This is a genomic window from Streptomyces sp. NPDC050121, from assembly GCF_044460385.1.
In the GTDB taxonomy this organism is placed as follows: domain Bacteria; phylum Actinomycetota; class Actinomycetes; order Streptomycetales; family Streptomycetaceae; genus Streptomyces; species Streptomyces soliscabiei.
In genome coordinates this window covers 184,688-203,457 of sequence record NZ_JBITJV010000007.1, presented here as the reverse complement: position 1 = coordinate 203,457, position 18,770 = coordinate 184,688, and the positions used below count along the sequence as shown (strand labels likewise).

General features: G+C 68.8%; 13 protein-coding genes. 9 read left to right on the top strand and 4 right to left on the bottom strand.

Features of this window, described 5'->3' with window-relative positions; genetic code table 11:
* Position 1: 1 nt before the first annotated feature.
* Positions 2-1,558 (bottom strand): ABC transporter substrate-binding protein, encoded by a 1,557-nt coding sequence (locus ACIBTS_RS13655; RefSeq protein ID WP_399319139.1) that lies wholly within the window; start codon positions 1,556-1,558, stop codon positions 2-4.
* Positions 1,559-2,323: 765 nt separating this feature from the next.
* Between ACIBTS_RS13655 and ACIBTS_RS13650 the strand changes: the two genes are divergently transcribed.
* Positions 2,324-4,816 (top strand): family 78 glycoside hydrolase catalytic domain, encoded by a 2,493-nt coding sequence (locus ACIBTS_RS13650; RefSeq protein WP_399319137.1) that lies wholly within the window; start codon positions 2,324-2,326, stop codon positions 4,814-4,816.
* A gap of 172 nt (positions 4,817-4,988) precedes the next feature.
* Here the strand turns inward: ACIBTS_RS13650 and ACIBTS_RS13645 are convergent, their stop codons facing one another.
* Positions 4,989-5,912: an NADP-dependent oxidoreductase gene (locus ACIBTS_RS13645; protein ID WP_399319135.1), complete on the bottom strand. Its 924-nt coding sequence runs from the start codon at positions 5,910-5,912 to the stop codon at positions 4,989-4,991.
* A 120-nt stretch (positions 5,913-6,032) separates the two neighbouring features.
* On the opposite strand from ACIBTS_RS13645, the gene ACIBTS_RS13640 reads away from it, so the two are divergent.
* The gene (locus ACIBTS_RS13640; RefSeq protein ID WP_399319133.1) at positions 6,033-6,410 is read left to right on the top strand and encodes a MerR family transcriptional regulator; all 378 of its coding nucleotides are present in this window, start codon (positions 6,033-6,035) and stop codon (positions 6,408-6,410) included.
* Positions 6,411-6,438: 28 nt separating this feature from the next.
* On the opposite strand, the gene ACIBTS_RS13635 is transcribed toward ACIBTS_RS13640, so the two are convergent.
* On the bottom strand, positions 6,439-7,218 hold the full coding sequence (locus tag ACIBTS_RS13635) for an IclR family transcriptional regulator C-terminal domain-containing protein (protein ID WP_399319132.1): 780 nt from the start codon (positions 7,216-7,218) through the stop codon (positions 6,439-6,441).
* Between the two features lie 154 nt (positions 7,219-7,372).
* Here ACIBTS_RS13635 and ACIBTS_RS13630 point away from each other — a divergent pair, with 154 nt between their 5' ends.
* The 7 genes from ACIBTS_RS13630 to ACIBTS_RS13600 are packed head-to-tail and all read left to right on the top strand — an operon-like array spanning position 7,373 to position 16,633.
* Complete coding sequence (locus ACIBTS_RS13630) at positions 7,373-9,457, top strand: acetoacetate--CoA ligase (RefSeq protein ID WP_399319130.1); 2,085 nt, start codon at positions 7,373-7,375, stop codon at positions 9,455-9,457.
* A gap of 21 nt (positions 9,458-9,478) precedes the next feature.
* The gene (locus tag ACIBTS_RS13625; RefSeq protein WP_399319128.1) at positions 9,479-11,299 is read left to right on the top strand and encodes a PEP-utilizing enzyme; all 1,821 of its coding nucleotides are present in this window, start codon (positions 9,479-9,481) and stop codon (positions 11,297-11,299) included.
* A 27-nt stretch (positions 11,300-11,326) separates the two neighbouring features.
* Complete coding sequence (locus ACIBTS_RS13620; RefSeq protein ID WP_399319127.1) at positions 11,327-12,421, top strand: PEP/pyruvate-binding domain-containing protein; 1,095 nt, start codon at positions 11,327-11,329, stop codon at positions 12,419-12,421.
* The gene (locus tag ACIBTS_RS13615; protein ID WP_399319125.1) at positions 12,418-12,921 is read left to right on the top strand and encodes an acetyl-CoA carboxylase biotin carboxyl carrier protein; all 504 of its coding nucleotides are present in this window, start codon (positions 12,418-12,420) and stop codon (positions 12,919-12,921) included. The genes ACIBTS_RS13620 and ACIBTS_RS13615 overlap by 4 nt, the downstream gene beginning before the upstream one ends.
* Positions 12,918-14,318 carry an acetyl/propionyl/methylcrotonyl-CoA carboxylase subunit alpha gene (locus ACIBTS_RS13610; RefSeq protein ID WP_399319123.1) on the top strand — a complete coding sequence of 467 codons (1,401 nt, stop codon included), beginning with the start codon at positions 12,918-12,920 and terminating at the stop codon, positions 14,316-14,318. Before ACIBTS_RS13615 ends, ACIBTS_RS13610 begins: the two co-directional genes overlap by 4 nt.
* On the top strand, positions 14,311-15,786 hold the full coding sequence (locus tag ACIBTS_RS13605; protein WP_399319121.1) for a biotin carboxyl carrier protein: 1,476 nt from the start codon (positions 14,311-14,313) through the stop codon (positions 15,784-15,786). The genes ACIBTS_RS13610 and ACIBTS_RS13605 overlap by 8 nt, the downstream gene beginning before the upstream one ends.
* Positions 15,767-16,633: an HAD-IIA family hydrolase gene (locus ACIBTS_RS13600; RefSeq protein WP_399319119.1), complete on the top strand. Its 867-nt coding sequence runs from the start codon at positions 15,767-15,769 to the stop codon at positions 16,631-16,633. Before ACIBTS_RS13605 ends, ACIBTS_RS13600 begins: the two co-directional genes overlap by 20 nt.
* Positions 16,634-16,938: 305 nt before the next feature.
* Here ACIBTS_RS13600 and ACIBTS_RS13595 read toward each other — a convergent pair whose 3' ends face one another.
* A complete protein-coding gene (locus tag ACIBTS_RS13595; protein WP_399319117.1) occupies positions 16,939-18,537 on the bottom strand; it encodes a bifunctional 3-(3-hydroxy-phenyl)propionate/3-hydroxycinnamic acid hydroxylase in 1,599 nt (532 codons plus the stop codon).
* Positions 18,538-18,770 lie beyond the last annotated feature (233 nt).

Here is an 18,770-nt window from a genome sequence, read left to right as displayed (position 1 = left end):
GTCAGGCGGCCGGCTTGAAGCTCCGCAGATACGGGACGACGCTGCCCAGGTACGGCCGCGCGGACGTCGTCTTGTCCGTCGCGTAGAAGTTGGTCGGCAGCACCCACGGGCAGAACCAGGCCTGCTCGACGAGGAACTCGTTGGCCGCCTGTGCGTTCTCGGCGGCCGCGGCGCCGTCGAGCACCTGGGCCTTGTCCAGCAGCGGCTGCAGCCGGGCGTCGGCCGTGTGGGTGACGTTCCAGACCGCCTCGGGCGCCACGGTCTGGACGAGGTCCCACAGCGGGGTGCGCGACTCCATGAAGGTGAAGAAGATCGGGTACTTGCCGCTGAACAGCGCGGGGAGGACCTGGTTGGCGGCTATCTTCGCCTGCTTGGCCTTGATGCCCAGCAGTCCCAGCTGCTGGGTGATCAGCGGCGTGGCGAACTCCAGGCCGGGGATGACGGGGAGCTCGAAGCTGAAGCCGTCCGCGTAGCCGGCCTTCTTCATCAGCTCTTGGGCCTTCGCCACGTCGTACGCGTAGTGGTCGACCATGCCGGCCAGATAGGCCGGGCTGCCGTTGTGGAAGATCTGGTTGGTGACCTTGCCCTGGCCCTGGAAGAGCGCCTTCAGGATGGCCTGGCGGTCGAAGACCATGTTGATGGCCCGGCGCACCTCGACGTGCTTCAGCGCGGGAATGACCTTGCCCTCCGGGTCGCCGAGGAAGAGCCCCGCCCAGTTCACCTCGTTCTTCAGCAGGGTCAGGCCGGACGACTGGACCTCGGCCGTGGTCTGCGAGCTGATCGGAGCGGCATTGATCTGACCGGACTTGAGGGCGTTGACCCGGGCGGTGATGTCGGTCATCTGCCGCATGACGATCTTGTCGTAGGCGTACGCGGCCTTGTTCCAGTAGTCCTCGTTGCGCACGAAGGTGTAGGTGGAGCCCGTGGTGGTGGCCGCCGCGTCCAGCTTGTACGGGCCGGAGCCGACGGGAGTGGTGTCGCGGTTCTTGGCGGTGTGCGACTTCGGGCTGGAGATGATGCCCGGGGCCAGGCAGAGGAACGTCGGCAGCAGACCCTTTGGCTTCGGTGTGGTCAGCACCACCGTCGAGGCGTCCTTGACGGTGACGGTGACGTCGGCCAGACGGCCGGCGTCGGAGCCCCCACCATTCTTCATGTGCTCAAGCGAAGCCTTGACCGCGGCCGCGTCGACTGCCGTGCCGTCGGTGAACCTCATCCCGGAGCGGATCACGAGGGTCAGTTCCGTCTTGTCGTCGTTGAACGTGTAGCTCTCGGCCGCGTTCGGGGAGACGGTGCCGTCGGGCTCGTATCTGAGCAGCGTGTCGAAGCATGCCTGCCAGGGCAGGACGAGGGAGAAGGCGCTCTGCTGCTTGGCCGGGTCGAATGAGCCGTAGGCCATGTCGAGCGCCAGGCTCAGCGTCTTCGATCCGGCGGTGCCGCCGGTACCGCTGCCGGCGGCGCCGGTCGCGCTGGTGCAGCCGACCGCCGATCCTGCCACGAGGGCCCCGAAGCCGAGTCCCAGCATGCCCTTGCCGAACGAGCGGCGATCCATGCCCACCATGAGATGATCCTTTGCATTGGTAAACGTATAGAGGAAGGTTGACGAGGTCGGGTCGGACGGGTGCGGATCGAAACCGCCGACGGCGGCCCACCCGGCGGGTGCCGGGAGACACCCGAAGCGAAAGGGCCGGGAGACACCCGAAGCGAAAGGCGGGACCGGCGGCAGGACAGGGCGGCGCTCCGGCCTGCCGGCCGGACTCCACAGCAACCCGTGGAGGGTGCCGGTTCGGGTTCAGGCTTCTTGACGTTCGAACATGAGGGGTCCCCTGATGCGGCGAAACGCGATAGCGAAGCGTGGGCGACCCGGACGGGCGGACGTGCCGCTCGCGGACCTGTCGACCCCACCGACAGCTCGCGCTCAGCCGATCCTGCCGGTGCGAGATGTGGCCGTAACGTAGCTGCCCCAGCGGACACAGGCAAGCCCTCTGCGTGAAACGTTTTAACCTCTCAGACTGCAATGCGGCCACCGTTCAGGCACCGAATAGAGCGCGCCAAAGTAGGCGCTTTCCAGCCACATGAGCCTGCAGCAGGCCCCCAAAAGCCGCGCCACGAGGGCAATCGTCGACACGTCGACGGTGTGGGGGTCTGGGCATACCCCCACACCCTCCGCCAGGCCGACGGGCAGGTGTGAATCGATTCATAAGTCTGGACTCCGTTCGGCCTTCCTCCCTGTAAAGCCTGCCGCGTCCCCTACCAACTAGTTGGGAGGTGTGCTCTACTGTGCCTGCTTCACCTGTCCTGACGAGGCTGTCCTGAAAGGTGCGCCATGCACGCTGCCGTCCCGTCTCCCTCGCGCACCTCCCCCGTGGTCCTGCGGGACCCGTCCTGGCAGGGGCACTGGATCGGGCCGAAGGCGCAACAACCCGAACTGGCGGGCTTCGGCCACCCGGTCTCCCGCGCCCCGTTCGGCCGGTATCTGTTCCGCACGTCGTTCACCCTGACTGCTGTGCCGGACTCCATACCGGCCCGGATCACCGCCGACGCCCGCTACGTCGTCCACCTCAACGGAGCGGAGGCCGGGCGCGGCCCCGTACGTTCGCAGCCCCGGCGGCTGCACTACGACGATCTGGATCTGGCGCCGCTCGCACGGCAGGGCGAGAACACCCTGGTCGTCCTGGTCACCTACTACGGCCAGGCCAACTCCTTCTGGCAGCCGGCCGTCGCGAACGCGGCCCTCGGCCGGGACGCGGTGCTCGTCCTCGAAGCGGATCTCGGTGACCGGCTGCTGGTGACGGACGACACCTGGCAGGTGCTGGACCCCGGCGCCTGGCACATCGCCGCCGCCGAAGGAATCGACGGCCTCCCCGTCGAATGCCTCGACGCGCGCATGCTCCCCCACGACTGGAAGACCGGAGCGCCCGACGCCGCTTGGCGCCCCGCGCACATCACCCCCGCCCTCCACATGGGCGCCCTGGCCCGAAGTCGGCCGCCCACCGACCCCTACGGGCCGCTCCTCCCCCGCCCGATCGGACCGCTCGGCGGTGCCCGGCTCACCCCGACCATGGTCGCGGCGGCCCCGTCGGCCGAGGCTGCGGCGGACCATCCTCATCCGGTCGCCCGAGTCCGCGCCCACCTCGGCGATCCGTCGTGTCCGGCTCCCACCACGGCCGTGTTCCCGGTGGCACTGGCTCCCGGCCCGGGCAAAGACCAGCACCTGGTCGTCGACATGGGGCGGATCGTCTGCGGCTTCCTGACGGTTGACCTGGACGCGCCTCGGGGCACACGGGTCGACCTGATGTACCGGGAGTCACCGCACAGACCCGGTGTGCCGGAGCCGATGTCGTCCCCGAACACCGGTGCCCGATACACCGCCCGTGGCCACGCGGACCGATTCGAGGCCCTGGAGGTCAATGGCTTCCGCTATCTGCACGCCCTGATCAGCGGCGACGGCCCGGTCCGCGTCAACGGGATCGAGGTGCGGGAACACCTCTACCCCCGCGCCGGGAACGCGTATTTCCGCAGCAGCGATCCCGAACTGGACGCCCTCTACACGGCCGGGGTACGCACCGTGGAGCTCAACTCCCACGACGCCTTCACCGACTGTCCGACCCGCGAGCAGCGCGCCTGGGTCGGGGATGGCGTGGTGCATCAGATGGTGCACCTGACCACCTCCACCGACTGGCGGCTCGCCCGCCGGTACGTGGAACTGGGCAACTCACCGCGCCCGGACGGCATCCTGCCGATGAGTGTGGTCGGCGAGATCGAGCAGAGCGGTGGTACGACCATCCCGGACTGGTCCCTGCACTGGCTGCACGGCGTCCACAACCTCTACCGCTACACCGCCGACCGCGACCTGCTGGCGGAACTCGCCCCCACCGCACGGCGGATTCTGGCCTGGTACCTGCCCCACTTCACCGGCGACGGCGTACTCAGCGACGTACCCGAGTGGAACCTGGTGGACTGGTCGAGCGTGTTCGCCACCGGCGCGAGTTCCGTCGTCACCGCCCTGTGGGCGCGGGGCCTGCGCGAATACGCCGACATCAGCGTCCTGCTCGGCAACCACGGCGACGCGGCCTGGGCGAACGGCCTGTGGGAGCGGGTCCGCGACGGCTTCGAGATGTTCTGGGACGAGCGGCGCGGAACCTACCTGGACCACATCGTGCAAGGCACACCTCAGCCCGCGACCTCCCAGGCGGCCGGCGCCGCCGCCGTCGTCTCGGGTCTCGCTCCCACACACCGCCACCAGCGGATCATCGACCGCGTCATGGACCCCACGCGTCTGGTCACCCGGTCCTGGATCGGTGGCGACGGCGGCTACGACGACCGGAAGATCGGGGACGAACTGCGCGGTGTCCGGCGCGTCGACTGGGACGCCGAGGAAGAAGTCGTCCGGGCCCAGCCCTTCCTCAGCTACCTGGTCCACGACGCGGCGGCCGTCGCCGGAAGAACCGCCGAGCTGATCGGTGCGATGCGTGACTGGAGCGCCTTCCTCCGCGACGGCTACGACACCTTCGGTGAGTGCTGGGACTGGGGATCACCGGTCCACGGCTGGAGTTCGACCCCCACCCGCGACCTGGTCACCCACGTCCTCGGCGTCACCCCCGGCGAGCCGGGATTCGGCCGTGCCCGTGTGGCCCCCGCCTACGGCCTGCTGGAACGGGTCGAGGGTGCGGCGCCGACTCCGGTGGGCCTGCTGTCGGTCGCATTCGACGCCACGGGCATCGAGGTGGACAGCCCGTTGCCGTACGTACTGGTGCTGCCCGACGGGCAGGAGCAGCGGCACGGCGCCGGGCACCTCCGGCTGGCCTTCACAGTGTGAAACCTCAGGTCACCCTGTGTTGGTCGCTGCCTGCTGCGCACAGGTGTGAGAAAGGCGGTACGAGTCGGTTCCGGTCTCGGTGAAGTTACTGCCGACGGTCAGCCGGTCCAGGATTCCCGCGCGGAAGAGACCGCGCTTACGAACCACCCCTTTCGTCGCACCGCCCCCATGGTCAGCCGATCTCAAGCACGATCTTGCCCCGGACGCGTCCGGTCTCGCTGAGGCGGAAGGCGTCGGCGGCCTCCGCCAAGGGCAGCACACGGTCGATGTGGACGGTGAGCTCGCCGGCGTCCGCGAGGCTCGCGAGGGCGGCGAGGTCCGAGGGAACGGGCTGCGTCCATACCTGGTGCCCGCCGCGCTGAGTCACCTCGGGATCGACGATCGAGGCGACCCGGGAGGGGTCCTTCAGCAGTTCCTGGGAGACAACCACGGCGTCACCACCCACGCAGTCCACGGCAGCGTCCACACCCTCGGGAGCCAACTCCCGCACGCGCTCGGCCAGGCCATCGCCGTAGACGACGGGTTCGGCGCCCAGGGAGCGCAGGAACTCGTGGTTGCCTTCGCTGGCCGTACCGATGACCCGGGCGCCCCTGGCCACGGCAATCTGCACGGCCACGGAACCGACACCGCCGGCCGCCGCGTGCACCAGGACCGTCTCCCCCGACCGGACACCCACCCGGGACAGCGACTGCAACGCGGTGAGCCCGACGAGCGGAAGGCCGGCCGCCTGCTGCCAGGTCAGCGACGCGGGCCTGCCCGCGAGGGTGTGCACGGGTGCGGCGACGAACTCCGCGTAGGTACCGTGCTGCACCTGCTCCGTCCGGACGTAGCCGAAAACCTCGTCACCGGCGGAGAACTCCGTGACGCCCGGGCCGACGGCCTCGATCACGCCCGCGACGTCGAAGCCCGGCACCAACGGAAGACTCACCTCCAGGATCGAGTCGAGGTGGCCGGCGACGACGTGCCGGTCGACCGGGTTGACCCCCGCGGCCTTCACCCGTATCAGCACCGATCCGGCACCGGGCTCCGGCTTGTCGATCTCCATCAGTTCCAGGGCCTCGGGGCCGCCGTAGCGCTGGGCGACAACCGCTCGCATACGCCTCTCACCATTCCTCTTGATCCATGACGCCCGGGGCTCGGGCACGACCGTTACGCTAGAACCTCACATTGGTGTCAGAGGCAAGGCCCGTGTCGAGGGTCACAAGGTGGGGGCGACATGCGGATCGGCGAGCTGGCGTCACGTTCCGGCGTCAGCGTGCGCTCCCTGCGTTACTACGAGGAGCAGGGTCTGCTCACCAGCACCCGTAGTGCCAGCGGGCAGCGGCACTACACGGACATCGACGTGGAGCGGGTCGAATTCGTCCAACGGTTGTTCGCCGCCGGGCTGTCCAGCCGTACGATCACGGAACTGCTGCCATGCGTCGACACACCCAGTGAGAGCAACTCCGACGCCGCGCTGGAGCGCATGGAGCAGGAGCACGACCGGTTGACCCGGCACATCGCCGACCTCGTCCGTACGCGGGACGCCCTCGACGCGCTGATGACCACTGCCCGAGCCCATCGCGAGGCGCTGCGGGTGGCAGCGGTCGACTGATCTGCGGCGCCGGATGCGCCATCGGGCCTCACGCGCCCGCGGCGGGGCCGCCCAGTCGTCGTGGGGCCTCTGCCGCGACCCCTTCCTCGATCCGGCGCACCGCGTCCTGCAGGTCATGCAGGTGACGACGTGCCACTTCCTGTGCGGACATGACCGTCCTGCGCCAGGTCACGTTGACGCACCCCAGCACCTCTCCATGCACACGGATCGGAACGGCGATCGAGTTGCGGCCGTCGAAGTCGTACTCCGGTGCCCGCACGCTGTACCCACGTGACCGAGTGGTCGCCAGCAGACGGCGCAGCCATCCAGCGTCGTGGGCGTACTCGTTCCCGGGGGCGTCGTGCTCGCGGAGGCGGCGCAGGACAGCTTCCCGCTCCCGCTCGGGAGAGAAGGCGATGTAGGCCCGGCCCGAGGCCCCGAGCAGCATGTGCGAGCGGAAGCCGATGGGAGCGACGGGTACGACCTCGTCGAAGTAGGCCTTCGGGCTGTTCGTGTCGATCGTCTCCATGTAATCGAGGCGTGGCACGGTCAGTACGGAGGGCCACATCACGCGTTCGCACAGCTCTTCCAGGACCTGCGACGCCAGTTCGCCGAGCCACTCGGCGTCGTCGTACGGGGCGCGCTGAGGTCTGAGGCTCGCGATGAACGCCCCGTCGGCCAGCCGCTGCCACACCAGGTCCTGCTGGTTGCATGTGTGAAGGATCCGGAGCAGCGTGGCCTTGGGGATGCCGGTTGCCTGGTGCAGATCGTGCAGGCTCGCGGCACGCATCTCCTGAAGGACCCGCAGCACCTGAAGCCCGCGTTCCAAGGAGCTGATCGTTTTCACCTGGTAGTTCCGCATGGGACCTGCTCTCACCTGCGGAGATGCCATATCGATTTCACTGGGTGAAAAGTTAGCAGGCGATGATTGCCTGGGCTATGGCCTGTCGTGGACCGTTCGTCCCGTGACGCAAGGAGGCGACATGGCCGTCAAGGCAGCAGCGAGCTCACCGGTCCCTGATTCGAGGCCCGGCACGGCCGACGAGCCCGTGACAGTGGCCGAAGGCGAGCTGCTGTGGACACCCGGCCCGCAGCGGCTTGCCGAGGCGAACATGACGGGCTTCCTGGACTGGCTGGTCCGCGAGCGCGGGCAGCGGTTCGACGATTACGACGAACTGTGGCGCTGGTCCGTCACCGACCTACAGGGTTTCTGGGGCGCGCTGTGGGACTACTTCGAGATCCGGTCCGCGACCCCGTACTCCGAGGTGCTCGGCAGCCGGGACATGCCGGGCGCCCAGTGGTTCCCCGGAGCCCGGCTGAACTATGCCGAGCATGTTCTGCGCCACGAACGCCCCGGGACCGACGCCTTGCTGTTCTGCTCGGAGGGCGCTGCTCCGGCCGGGTTGCCGTGGGAGGATCTCGCGGGCCAGGTGCGCATCCTGGCGACCCGGCTGCGCTCGCTCGGGGTACGTCCTGGCGACCGCGTCTGCGGCTATCTGCCGAACGTGCCGCAGGCCGCGATCGCGATGCTCGCGACGACGGCCGTGGGCGCGGTCTGGGCGAGCGTCTCCCCGGACTTCGGGTCGCGAGGTGTGGTCGACCGGTTCGGCCAGCTGCGTCCGAAGGTCCTGTTCTGCGTCGACGGCTACCGCTACGGCGGGAAGACCTTCGACCGCCGGGAGGAGGCACGCCTCATCGCCGAGGCCCTGCCGGGCCTGGAGCACGTCGTCCACCTGCCCGGACCCGGCGACGGGGACACCCGGCCGGTCGTCGACGGTGGCCTGCTGTGGGAGGAGGTTCTCGACCACCCGCCTGTGTCGGCCGAGGACTTCACGTTCGAGCATGTTCCCTTCGACCACCCGCTGTGGGTGCTCTTCTCGTCCGGTACGACAGGGCTGCCCAAAGCGATCGTGCACGGCCACGGCGGCATCCTGCTGGAGCAACTGAAGCTGCAGACCTTCCACATGGACCTGCGTGAGGGCGACCGGCCGCTGTTCTTCACCACCACCGGCTGGATGATGTGGAACTTCCTGATCAGCTCCCTGCTGGTCGGGGCCTGCCCGGTGCTGTACGACGGGAACCCGGCCCATCCGGAGCCGGACGTGCTGTGGCGGATCGCGCAGGACGCCAGGACCACCTTCTTCGGCGCCAGTCCGGCCTATGTCGACCTCATGAGCAAGTCCGGCATCGTGCCCGGCGAGCGCTACGACCTGTCGGCCCTTCGCACGGTCATGCCGGCCGGTTCACCGGTGTCGCCGCAGTGCACCGCCTGGTTCTACCGCAACGTCAAGGAAGATCTGTGGGTCACCACGGGCAGCGGCGGCACCGACTGCTGCACCGGCTTCGTCGGCGGGGTGCCCACTCTCCCCGTGTACGCCGGTGAGATGCAGGCACGGTCCCTCGGTGTCGCGGCGTACGCGTACGACGAGAGCGGACACGAAATCGTCGACGGGGTCGGCGAGTTGGTCATCACCGAGCCCATGCCGTCCATGCCGGTGACGTTCTGGGGTCCGGACGGGGACGAGCGGTACCGCCGCTCGTACTTCGAGGACTTCCCCGGTGTCTGGCGGCACGGAGACTTCTTCAAGGTCAACACGCGCGGTGGCTGCTTCGTGCTGGGCCGGTCCGACGCCACGCTCAACCGGCAGGGTGTGCGTATCGGCACCGCGGAGATCTACCGCGTGGTCGAAGCCCTGGACCAGGTCTCCGCGGCCTTGGTCGTCAGTCTCGACCTGCCGGACGAGAAGTTCTTCATGCCGCTGTTCGTCGCCCTCGATGAGGGCGTGGCCCTCGACCCCGGTCTCGAGGACGCGATCCGCACCCGGCTCCGCCAGGAGTACAGCCCCCGGCACGTACCGGACAGGATCATCCAGGTCCCGGCCGTCCCGACCACCCTGACCGGCAAGAAGCTCGAGGTGCCGGCGCGCAGGATCCTGCTCGGCACACCCGTCGAGCAGGCGGCCGACCGCAGCACGGTGGCCGACCCCCGCGCACTCGACGCCCTCGCCCGGTACGCCCGTACCCAGCGCGACTACCCCCTGACCGCTGCCGCCACCACCGCCATCTGAGCCGCATCCTTGGAGAGCACCGTGAACGATGCCAGACCCGCCTCCTCCTTCCCGCTTCCCTCAGAACTCACCGACGTTGCCGGCGCCGAGAGTTGGGCGTCGATGTACCCCTACTACACCCGGTTCCAGCCCGAGGACGACCAGCGGTTCTGGTTCTACAACGCGATGCACTTCCCCGAGCCGATGCCGGCGTTCGACGCCGTCACGGCGGAGACGCCCTACACCGCCCTGGGTGCGAACACGGCACGCATGTTCGTCTTCCCCACCACGCTCGGTATCGAGCACCGCATCGTCAACGGCCGGGTCTACATCACCGCCAACCCGGTGACCGACCCGGAGGAGATCCAGCGCAGGCTCGCGCTGTTCAGCGAGCGGGCGGGCCACTACTACGAGAACTGGGACGAGCTTTACCAGGGCTGGGTCACCCGCATCACCGGTCTGATCGACGAAGTGCAGCGGATCGAGGTGCCACGGCTGTCCGAGTTCGAGGACGCGGACGTGATCTTCCAGGCGAAGGGCGTGGCACAGAACCACTACCTGCGCGAGAACTACCACCGGCTCATGGACCTGTACTCCAAGATGTGGCACCACCACACGGAGTTCCTCATGCTGGGGTACGGCGCCTACGTGGTGTTCTTCGAGTTCTGCAAGACGTCGTTCCCCGAGATCCCCGACCAGGACGTGGCCCGGATGGTCGCGGGGATCGACGTGATCCTCTATCGTCCCGACGACGAGCTGAAGAAGCTGGCGAAGCTTGCCGTCGAGTACGGCGTCGACGATCTGTTCGTCGAGGGCTGCGACCCGGACAAGGTACTGGCCGCCCTCGCAGCCCGCGGGGACGACGGCCGGAGGTGGCTGACGGCCATGGACGACGCGCGGGAGCCGTGGTTCAACATGTCGACCGGCGCCGGTTTCTACCATCACCACCGCAGCTGGAACGACGACCTCACGGTGCCGTTCGCGGCGTTGCCCGGCTACGTCGACCAGGCACGGCGCGGCGAGCTGCTCGACCGCCCCACGGAACAGCTCAGGACGGAGCGCGAACGCATCGCCCAGGAATACCGCTCCCTGCTGTCCGGCGAGGACGAGCAGGCGGCCTTCGACCAGATGCTCGGTCTGGCCAGAGCCGTGTTCCCCTTCATCGAGGACCACAACTTCTACTGCGAGCACTACTTCACCACGAAGTTCTACGGGAAGGTCCGCGAGTTCGGTGAGCTGCTGCGCGACCAGGGTGTCCTGGCCGACACCGAGGACGTCTTCCAGCTGAGCCACACCGAGGTCGGCCAGGCCCTGACCGATGTGATGCTCGCCTGGGCGGCAGGAACCAAGCCCGTCGGGTCGGCCAGGGTCCAGAGAATGGTCACCGAGCGGAGGGGGATGCTGGAGACCCTCGCGGGCTGGTCCCCGCCGCCGGCGCTGGGCCCCGTCCCCGAGGCGCTCAACGACCCGGCGGTGCGCATGCTGTGGGGCATCACCGCGGAGACCATCCAGGCCTGGTCGACACCGGCGGTGGCGGGCGACCACGAGGTGCGTGGGTTCGCCGCCTCGCCGGGCGTGGTCGAGGGCACCGCCCGGGTGCTGATGAGCGCCAACGACATCGGTCAGGTGCGGGAGGGCGAGGTGCTGGTCTGTCCGGTGACCGCGCCCAGTTGGGGGCCGGTCTTCGGCAAGATCGCGGCCGCTGTCTCGGACATCGGCGGCACCATGTCGCACGCGGCGATCGTGGCCCGCGAGTACGGGCTGCCCGCCGTCGTCGGCACGGGACACGCCACCAAGCGGATCACCACGGGTCAGCGGCTGCGGGTGGACGGCGACCGCGGCATCGTCACCATTCTCGACTGACTCCTCCACCACGCAGGGAGCACCACGATGGACACCTCACTCCTCGTCCGCCGGTTCGGAGATCTCCGGCTCACCGACCGGCCTACCGTCGGCGGCAAGGGCGCCAGCCTGGGCGAACTCACCTTCGCCGGCGCCCCGGTACCGCCCGGATACGTCGTGACCACCGCCGCCTTCGAGGCCTTCCTCCACGTCCTCGACCCGGGTGGCGAGATCCGCGCCCGCGTCGAGGCTCTGGAGGCCGAGGACACCGAGGCGATCGCCCACGCGACCGCACCCGTCAGGGAGCGCATCGAAGCGGCCGAGCTGCCGGAGGAGGTCGCGGCAGCGATCCGGGACCACTACCGGGACCTGGACAGCGAGTCCGACACCCCCGGTGAGCCCGCCCCTGTCGCCGTACGCTCCAGTGCCACCAGCGAGGACGCGGAGGATGCCAGCTTCGCCGGGCTCCAGGACACCTACCTGTGGGTGCGTGGTGAGGACTCCCTGGTGGAGCACGTCCGGCGTTGCTGGGCCAGCCTCTACAGCGTGGAGTCGGTCAGCTACCGGCGGCGGCTGGCTCTGCCGGAGCAGGACCTCGCGATGGCCGTCGTCGTCCAGCGCATGATCGACCCGCGCTGCGCCGGTGTCATGTTCACCCGCAGCCCACTCACCGGAGACCGATCCGTCGTGGCTCTCGAAGGGTCCTGGGGCCTGGGATCGGCACTCGTCGGTGGCGACGTGACACCCGACAAGTACGTCGTCGGCAAGGTCACCGGGGACATCTGCTCCCGTACGGTCTCGGCGAAGCTGCGCCAGCACCGGATGGACCCCAGCGGGGCCGGAGTCGTCGAGGAGGACGTACCGGAGTACCTGCGAAGCGAGCCCTGTCTGTCCGACACGGAGATCCACGAACTGGTACGGATCGGCCGACAGGTCGAATCCCACTACGGGACCCCGCAGGACATCGAGTGGGCGATCTCCCGCAACCTCGTGCCCGGCCACAACATCTTCCTGCTCCAGAGCCGCCCCGAGACGGTATGGGCGAATCGTGAGAAGGCGCCGACAGCCGCCCCCAAGGCCAGGGCATTCGACCACGTGCTGTCACTGCTGGGCGGAGCCGGCAAAGGCGGAGGCACCCCGTGAGCCTGACCGGCGAGGACGTCCAGGACATCCTGCGGATCATCGACGACATGGACGTCGATCGCCTCCAACTGCGCACCGGCCGGTTCGAACTGTCGCTGCGCCGTGCAACCGACGGCGAGTGGACACAGTCCGCCCGTACGACTGCCGAGCCGGTGCTGGTCGATCGTGAAGCGCGGGAGCAGCCAGCGGACGGGGGCGGGACCCCACCGGACAAGCAGGCGGTGTCCACCCGCGAAGGCCTGACCGAGGTACGTACGCCGTTGCCGGGAGCCTTCTACCGCGCGCCGAAGCCCGGCGCACCGCCCTTCGTCCAGATCGGGGACGAGATCACCGAGACCACCGTGGTCGGGATCGTCGAGACGATGAAGTTGATGAACTCCGTGTACGCCGGGGTGACCGGCGTGGTGGCAGAAGTCGCTCTCGCCGACGGTGACTTCGTCGAGCAGGGCGCCGTGCTGATGCACATCGACACGACGTCCGCAGGGGCGGCGACGCCGTGATCCTGCGACGTGTGCTGATCGCCAACCGGGGCGAGATCGCCCTGCGGATCCTGCGTACCTGCCGGCGGCTCGGCATCGAGTCGGTGCTCGCCGCCTCCGACGCCGATCTCGCCTCCGTACCCGCCCGGCTGGCCGACCGGGTGGTCCGCCTCGGCCCTCCCGCGCCGTCGGCCAGTTATCTGGATGTGGACGCCGTGCTCGCGGCGGCGAAGACCGCGGGAGCCGACGCCATCCACCCCGGCTACGGCTTCCTCTCCGAGAACCAGCGGCTGGCCCAGGCCTGCGCCGAGGCGGGCATCGTGTTCATCGGCCCCACCGTCGAGCAGCTCGCGGCCGTCGGCGACAAGTTGGAAGCCCGTCGGCACGCCATCGCGGCCGGGCTCCCGGTGGTACCCGGCGGACCGCTCGACAACGCCGGGGACTCCGCGCGACTCGCCGCGGAGATCGGCTTTCCCCTCCTGATCAAGGCGGTCGGCGGTGGCGGTGGCCGGGGAATGAAGCAGGTGCACGACCCGGCTGAGCTGGCGTCCACCATCGACCTGGCCATGGCGGAGGCGGGCGCCGCCTTCGGTGACCCCCGGGTCTACCTCGAACGCTTTGTCGCGACCGGACGTCACGTCGAGGTCCAGCTCCTCGCCGACGGCGAGAACGTGGTCCACCTCGGCACCCGGGACTGTTCCGTGCAGCGCCGCTACCAGAAACTCATCGAGGAGGCACCCGCGCCCGTCCTCGACCCGGCGCTGCGCGAGGAGATGCACCGCGCCGCGGTGGCCCTCGGCAAGCACCTGGAGTACCGGGGCCTGGGCACGGTCGAGTTCCTCGTCGACGTGGACCGGGGCACCTTCTACTTCCTGGAGATGAACGCACGAATCCAGGTCGAGCACCCGGTCACCGAGGCCATCACCGGGCTGGACCTCGTCGCCGAGCAACTGGCCGTCGCCGAAGGCCGATCACTCTCCTTCGGTCAGGCGGACGTCTCCTTCTCCGGCCACGCCATCGAGTGCCGGATCAACGCCGAGGACTGGGCCCGCGACTTCCAGCCGAGCCCCGGCACGGTCACCGAGGCGGTCTGGCCGCTCGGTGAGGGCATCCGGATCGACACCCATCTCCAGGCAGGCGCCACTGTGCCGCCGTACTACGACTCCCTGCTGGCGAAGCTGATCGTCCACGGACGGGACCGGGACGAGGCGCTGGTCCTGTTGCGCCGAGCCCTCGCCCGATGCGCGATCGACGGGGTCAGCACCAACACCGCCCTGCACCAAGCGGTGCTGGAGGAAACCGACTTCGTCGAAGGCGGGGTGGACACCGCCTGGTTCACCCGGTTCCTTCGCGACCACCCGGCGACCCGATCGACCGACACCGCCGGATCGGCCACCGGAGGAGGCAGTCATGGCTGACATCCAGCTCGTCGACGTGTCGCTGCGCGACGGCAACCAGAGTCTGTGGAGCGCCACCGGACTGGACACCGGCAAGATCCTCCAGATCGCCCCCATTCTGGACCGCGTGGGCTTCCGGGCCCTCGACTACACCTCCAGCACCCACATGGGCATGGCGGTGCGCACCCACCGCGAGGACCCCTGGGAACGCATCCGGCTCACCCACCGTGCCATGCCCAACACCCCCCTGCAGTTCATCGGCACGGGGCTGCGCTTCATCTCCTGGGAGGTCGCCCACCCCGAGTTCATGCAGCTGGTATACGACCGGCTGGTGGTCAACGGCGTCACCCGGTACGTCGTGCTCGACCCCATGCACGACATGGACGCCGTGCGCGAGTCCGCGCGGATGATCCGGGCGGCCGGTGCCACGGAGATCGTCGGAGCGTTGACCTACACCGTCAGCGACGTGCACGACGACGCCCACTACGGCTCGCTGGCCTCCCAGATGGCGGCCTGCCCGGACATCGACCGCGTCTACATCAAGGACCCCGGCGGACTACTGACAACAGAACGCGCCACCACGCTGATCCCGGCCGTCATCCGCAACCTCGCCGGCAAACCGTTGGAGCTGCACTCCCACTGCACCGTCGGACTGCCCGGCCTGACCTACCTCAAGGCCGCCGACCTGGGGGTGCAGGCGCTCCAGGTGGCCTGCGGAGCCCTGGCGGGCGGCACCTCTCTGCCCAACGCCCAGCAGGTGGTAGCCAACCTGCGCGAGCTCGGCCACACCGTGGACGTCGACGACCGGCTGCTCGGCGTGGCGGCGGACTACTTCCACCACATGGCCGCGGCTGAGGGGCTGCCCGTGGGCGGTCCCCGGGACTTCGACGCCGCGTTCATGCGCCACCAGGTGGCGGGTGGCGTGATGACCACCCTGCGCCGCCAGCTCGACGAACTGGGCTTCAGCGACCGCTTCGACGCGGTCATCGAGGAGGTGACCCGGGTCCGCGCCGAACTGGGCCACCCCATCATGGTCACCCCCTTCCCGCAGATGGTCTGCACCCAGGCGCTGTACAACGTGATCGGCGCCGAACGCTACGAGAACGTCTCCGACCCGGTGATCCGATACGTGCTCGGCAACTTCGGCAGGCCGACTGGCCCCGTAGACCCGGACGTCACCGACCGCATCCTGGCCCGGCCGCGCGCCAGGGAACTCGCCGAGGAACCTCCACCGCCCACCGTCGCCGAGCTACGCGGCCGGTTTCCCCGCGGCATCAGCGACGAGGAACTGCTCCTGCGGGCCACGATGCCCGCCGAGCAGGTGGACGCCATGGTGGCCGCCGGCCCCGCCCGGCAGCACTACAACCCCCGGCTGAAGCCCGTGCTCGACCTGCTCAACGGCATGCGGACGCGCCCGGCGACACCCGAACTGATCCTGGAACGCCCCGACTTCCGACTGGAGCTGCACCGTGACCGCCGAGCCGACTGACGAAGGCGCCGTCTCCCTGACCGATCGTCTGCAAAGCGTCCGCGGCATCGTGTTCGATCTCGACGGCACCCTCGTGCTGGGCGACCGGCGCAACCACGGGCTCACGCCCCTCCCCGGAGCCCTGGAGCTCACCGCCGCGCTCACCGCACGCGGCCTTCCCTGGCTCACCTTCACCAACGGAACCACCCGTACACCCGAGGCATACGCACAGACACTGCGCGGGATCGGCTTCGACCTGTCCGACGACGCCATGCTCACCCCCGCCACCAGCGCCGTCGACCACTTCCTGGCCAAGGGCCACCGAAGCGTCCTGGTACTGGGCGGCGAAGGCCTCAAGGAGCCGCTGCGCCAGGCCGGCATCGAGATCGTCGAGCCAAAGGGGAAGCCGGAAGCCGACGCCGTACTGGCCGGTTGGTATCGCGAGTTCACCATGGACGACCTTGAAGCGGCCTGCCATGCCGTCTTCGGCGGCGCCACCCTGTACAGCTGCTCACAGTCGGTGTTCTTCGCCACCGCCGACGGCAGGGCTCTGAGCACCTCCCGGGCCATCTGCGCCATGCTCAGCAGCATCACGGGCGTCACCGAACGGGTCGTGGGCAAACCATCGCTGATCGGGCTGCACTGCGCCGCACAACGGCTGGGCACCGCCCCGCAGGAACTCGCCGTCGTCGGAGACGACCCGGAACTGGAGATGGCGATGGCCCGTAACGCCGACGCCCTCGCCATCGCGGTGACCACCGGCATCCACCCGGCGGACCGCTACACCTCGCTGCCGCCGGAGCAGAGCCCGCATCTCACCATTGACGGGTTGGGCAAGCTCCTTGGCCTCCTGCCTCGGTCTACCTGACATCCGATCGCCAGCCCGGAACCGTCCTGGAGTCGCCTCAAGAACCGACCATGGGATATGCGCCAGGGGGTATCAGTTCCGTATGCCTTGATCGAGATCACGGTCACGTCCGCCGAGGTGGTGTATCGATGGCCACTCTGCCTTGGCCGACGGGGCGAATCCCATCCAGCGGCGCGCCTCGGCAGGCGTCGTTCTGCTCGGCCGGCATCGCGCCGACCTGCCGGATCACGGCAACACGGTCAGGGAAGATGCCGACCTCGCTCTGTGGGTCCGGCACGGATGGCGAACCGCGCAATCGACCGATGTCAGGACAACAGTGACCGACCGGTGCCGTGCAGCTGCTCACGAGCAGCTGCGAGCAGGAGGCCGGTGTCGCTCGTTGAATGAACGCCACCGAATACGTAGTGGTCAGGACGAGCGAGCACCGTTTCGCACGCGTGTCGACGCATCCACGCGTCCAGGAGGTGTCCTTCCTCGCGGTATTCGTCCTGGCCGGCCGGCGTCTCGGCGACCAGACGGACGACGCGAATCGGAAATCCACCTCCTGCCCGGTGCGCGCACACGGCCGACTCGGCTGCGGCCGCGTCCGTGCCGTGCCGGATCACCAGCCTGAAGGTGCTCCCGGTGTACTCGTCGAGCAACCCTGTCCTGCCCCGGCTGTCGGTCACCGTCGGTTGCGGGAGGATGTCGCCGCGCGCGGGGAAACGTTCCGGTGCGAGGAAGCCCGCCAGCAGTCCGGGGATCAGGGACTGGCGGATGGTTCCTTCCGGCGTGGCCTTCAGTTCTGCCAGCAGGTCTGCGTCGCGCTTGGCGGCGGTGGCCTCGTCGCGCTCGCAGATCACATGGCCGAACTCCTTGGCGACGAGCGTCACGTGTCGTACGTGCGGGGCGCGCTCACGCTGATACGTGTCCAAGAGGCGTTCGGAGGTTTCGCCACGCAAGTGAAGGGCCAGCTTCCACATCAGGTTGGACGCGTCGCGGATCCCTTGGCACATGCCCTGCGCCAGGAACGGTGGTGTCATGTGTGCGGCGTCGCCCAGGAAGAACAGGCCCTGTGTGCGCCACTGTTCGAGGACCAGGGCATGGAAGCGGTAGGTGGCCGCTCGCCACAGGTCATAGTCCCCGGGAGCCAGCCATCGCGACAGGAGAGCGTGGATGAAGTCCGGGTGGGACACGTCCTCGGGACGTTCATCAGGGTTGATCATGAATTCCCACCGGCGGTGGTTCCCCGGGCCCACGATGAACGTGCTCGGACGCGCTGTCTCGCAGTACTGGACGTTCGTCCGTGGCAGCCGTGCTCCCGCGCCGGGGCGCAGCAACAGGTCCACGACCAGCCACGGCTGGTCAAACTCCAGGTCGTCCATGCTCAGGCCGAACCGCCTTCGCAACGGACTGCTGCCGCCGTCGCAGGCCAGCACGTACCGCGCGCGCAGCGTGCGCCGGCGCCCAGTTGCGTCGACCACCTCCACGGTGGCGCTGTCGTCGCCGAGTTGCACGTCCGTCACCTCAGTGCCGAGGTGCAGCTCGACGTTGTCCGACCGATCGAGGCGCTGACGCAGCGCGCCTTCCAGTTGCGGCTGGAGGAAGACGTAGTTGGGTGCCCATCCGAGGGGGTGAGGTGGTGGTGCGGTGCCGATGCGCTTGATGACCTGCCCGCTGCCGTTGTGATACTCGGACGGCCGGTAGGGCATGATGTGATCCGCTATCGCGTCGGCCAGTCCGAAGCCGGCGAAGACACGCATGGCTTCGTGATCGAATCCAATGGCACGGGGCCGGGTTTCGATGTGTGCGGCTCGATCGAATGCCTCGACCCTGAGACCAAGGTCGTGAGCGAGGTTCGCGGCCGTGGCACCGACAGGGCCAAGGCCCACGATCACCACGTCAGCGTCAAGTACGTCGGTCACGTGCAGACCTTTCCGGATCGAAACCAGCTCTGGCAGGGCGTTGAACTGTGTGTCGGCATGCCGGGGAGCCGCTTCCCCCCATCCAGCCTGCGCGATGGCACGGCCCGAAGCGGACCGGCGTTTGGCCGGTCGGAGTCACCCGTGGGCCGTCGTGTGTGCGCGCCCGCAGCGTCGGTGCGAGATACACGCAAACCAGCCTCGCCCAGCTCGATTCCCCGGCGGCTGCGGTCAGG

Coding starts and splice junctions, on each gene's coding strand:
- ACIBTS_RS13655 (WP_399319139.1), bottom strand. CDS start 1,558: ATGGTGGGCATGGATCGCCGCTCGTTCGGCAAGGGCATGCTGGGACTC.
- ACIBTS_RS13650 (WP_399319137.1), top strand. CDS start 2,324: ATGCACGCTGCCGTCCCGTCTCCCTCGCGCACCTCCCCCGTGGTCCTG.
- ACIBTS_RS13645 (WP_399319135.1), bottom strand. CDS start 5,912: ATGCGAGCGGTTGTCGCCCAGCGCTACGGCGGCCCCGAGGCCCTGGAA.
- ACIBTS_RS13640 (WP_399319133.1), top strand. CDS start 6,033: ATGCGGATCGGCGAGCTGGCGTCACGTTCCGGCGTCAGCGTGCGCTCC.
- ACIBTS_RS13630 (WP_399319130.1), top strand. CDS start 7,373: ATGGCCGTCAAGGCAGCAGCGAGCTCACCGGTCCCTGATTCGAGGCCC.
- ACIBTS_RS13620 (WP_399319127.1), top strand. CDS start 11,327: ATGGACACCTCACTCCTCGTCCGCCGGTTCGGAGATCTCCGGCTCACC.
- ACIBTS_RS13605 (WP_399319121.1), top strand. CDS start 14,311: ATGGCTGACATCCAGCTCGTCGACGTGTCGCTGCGCGACGGCAACCAG.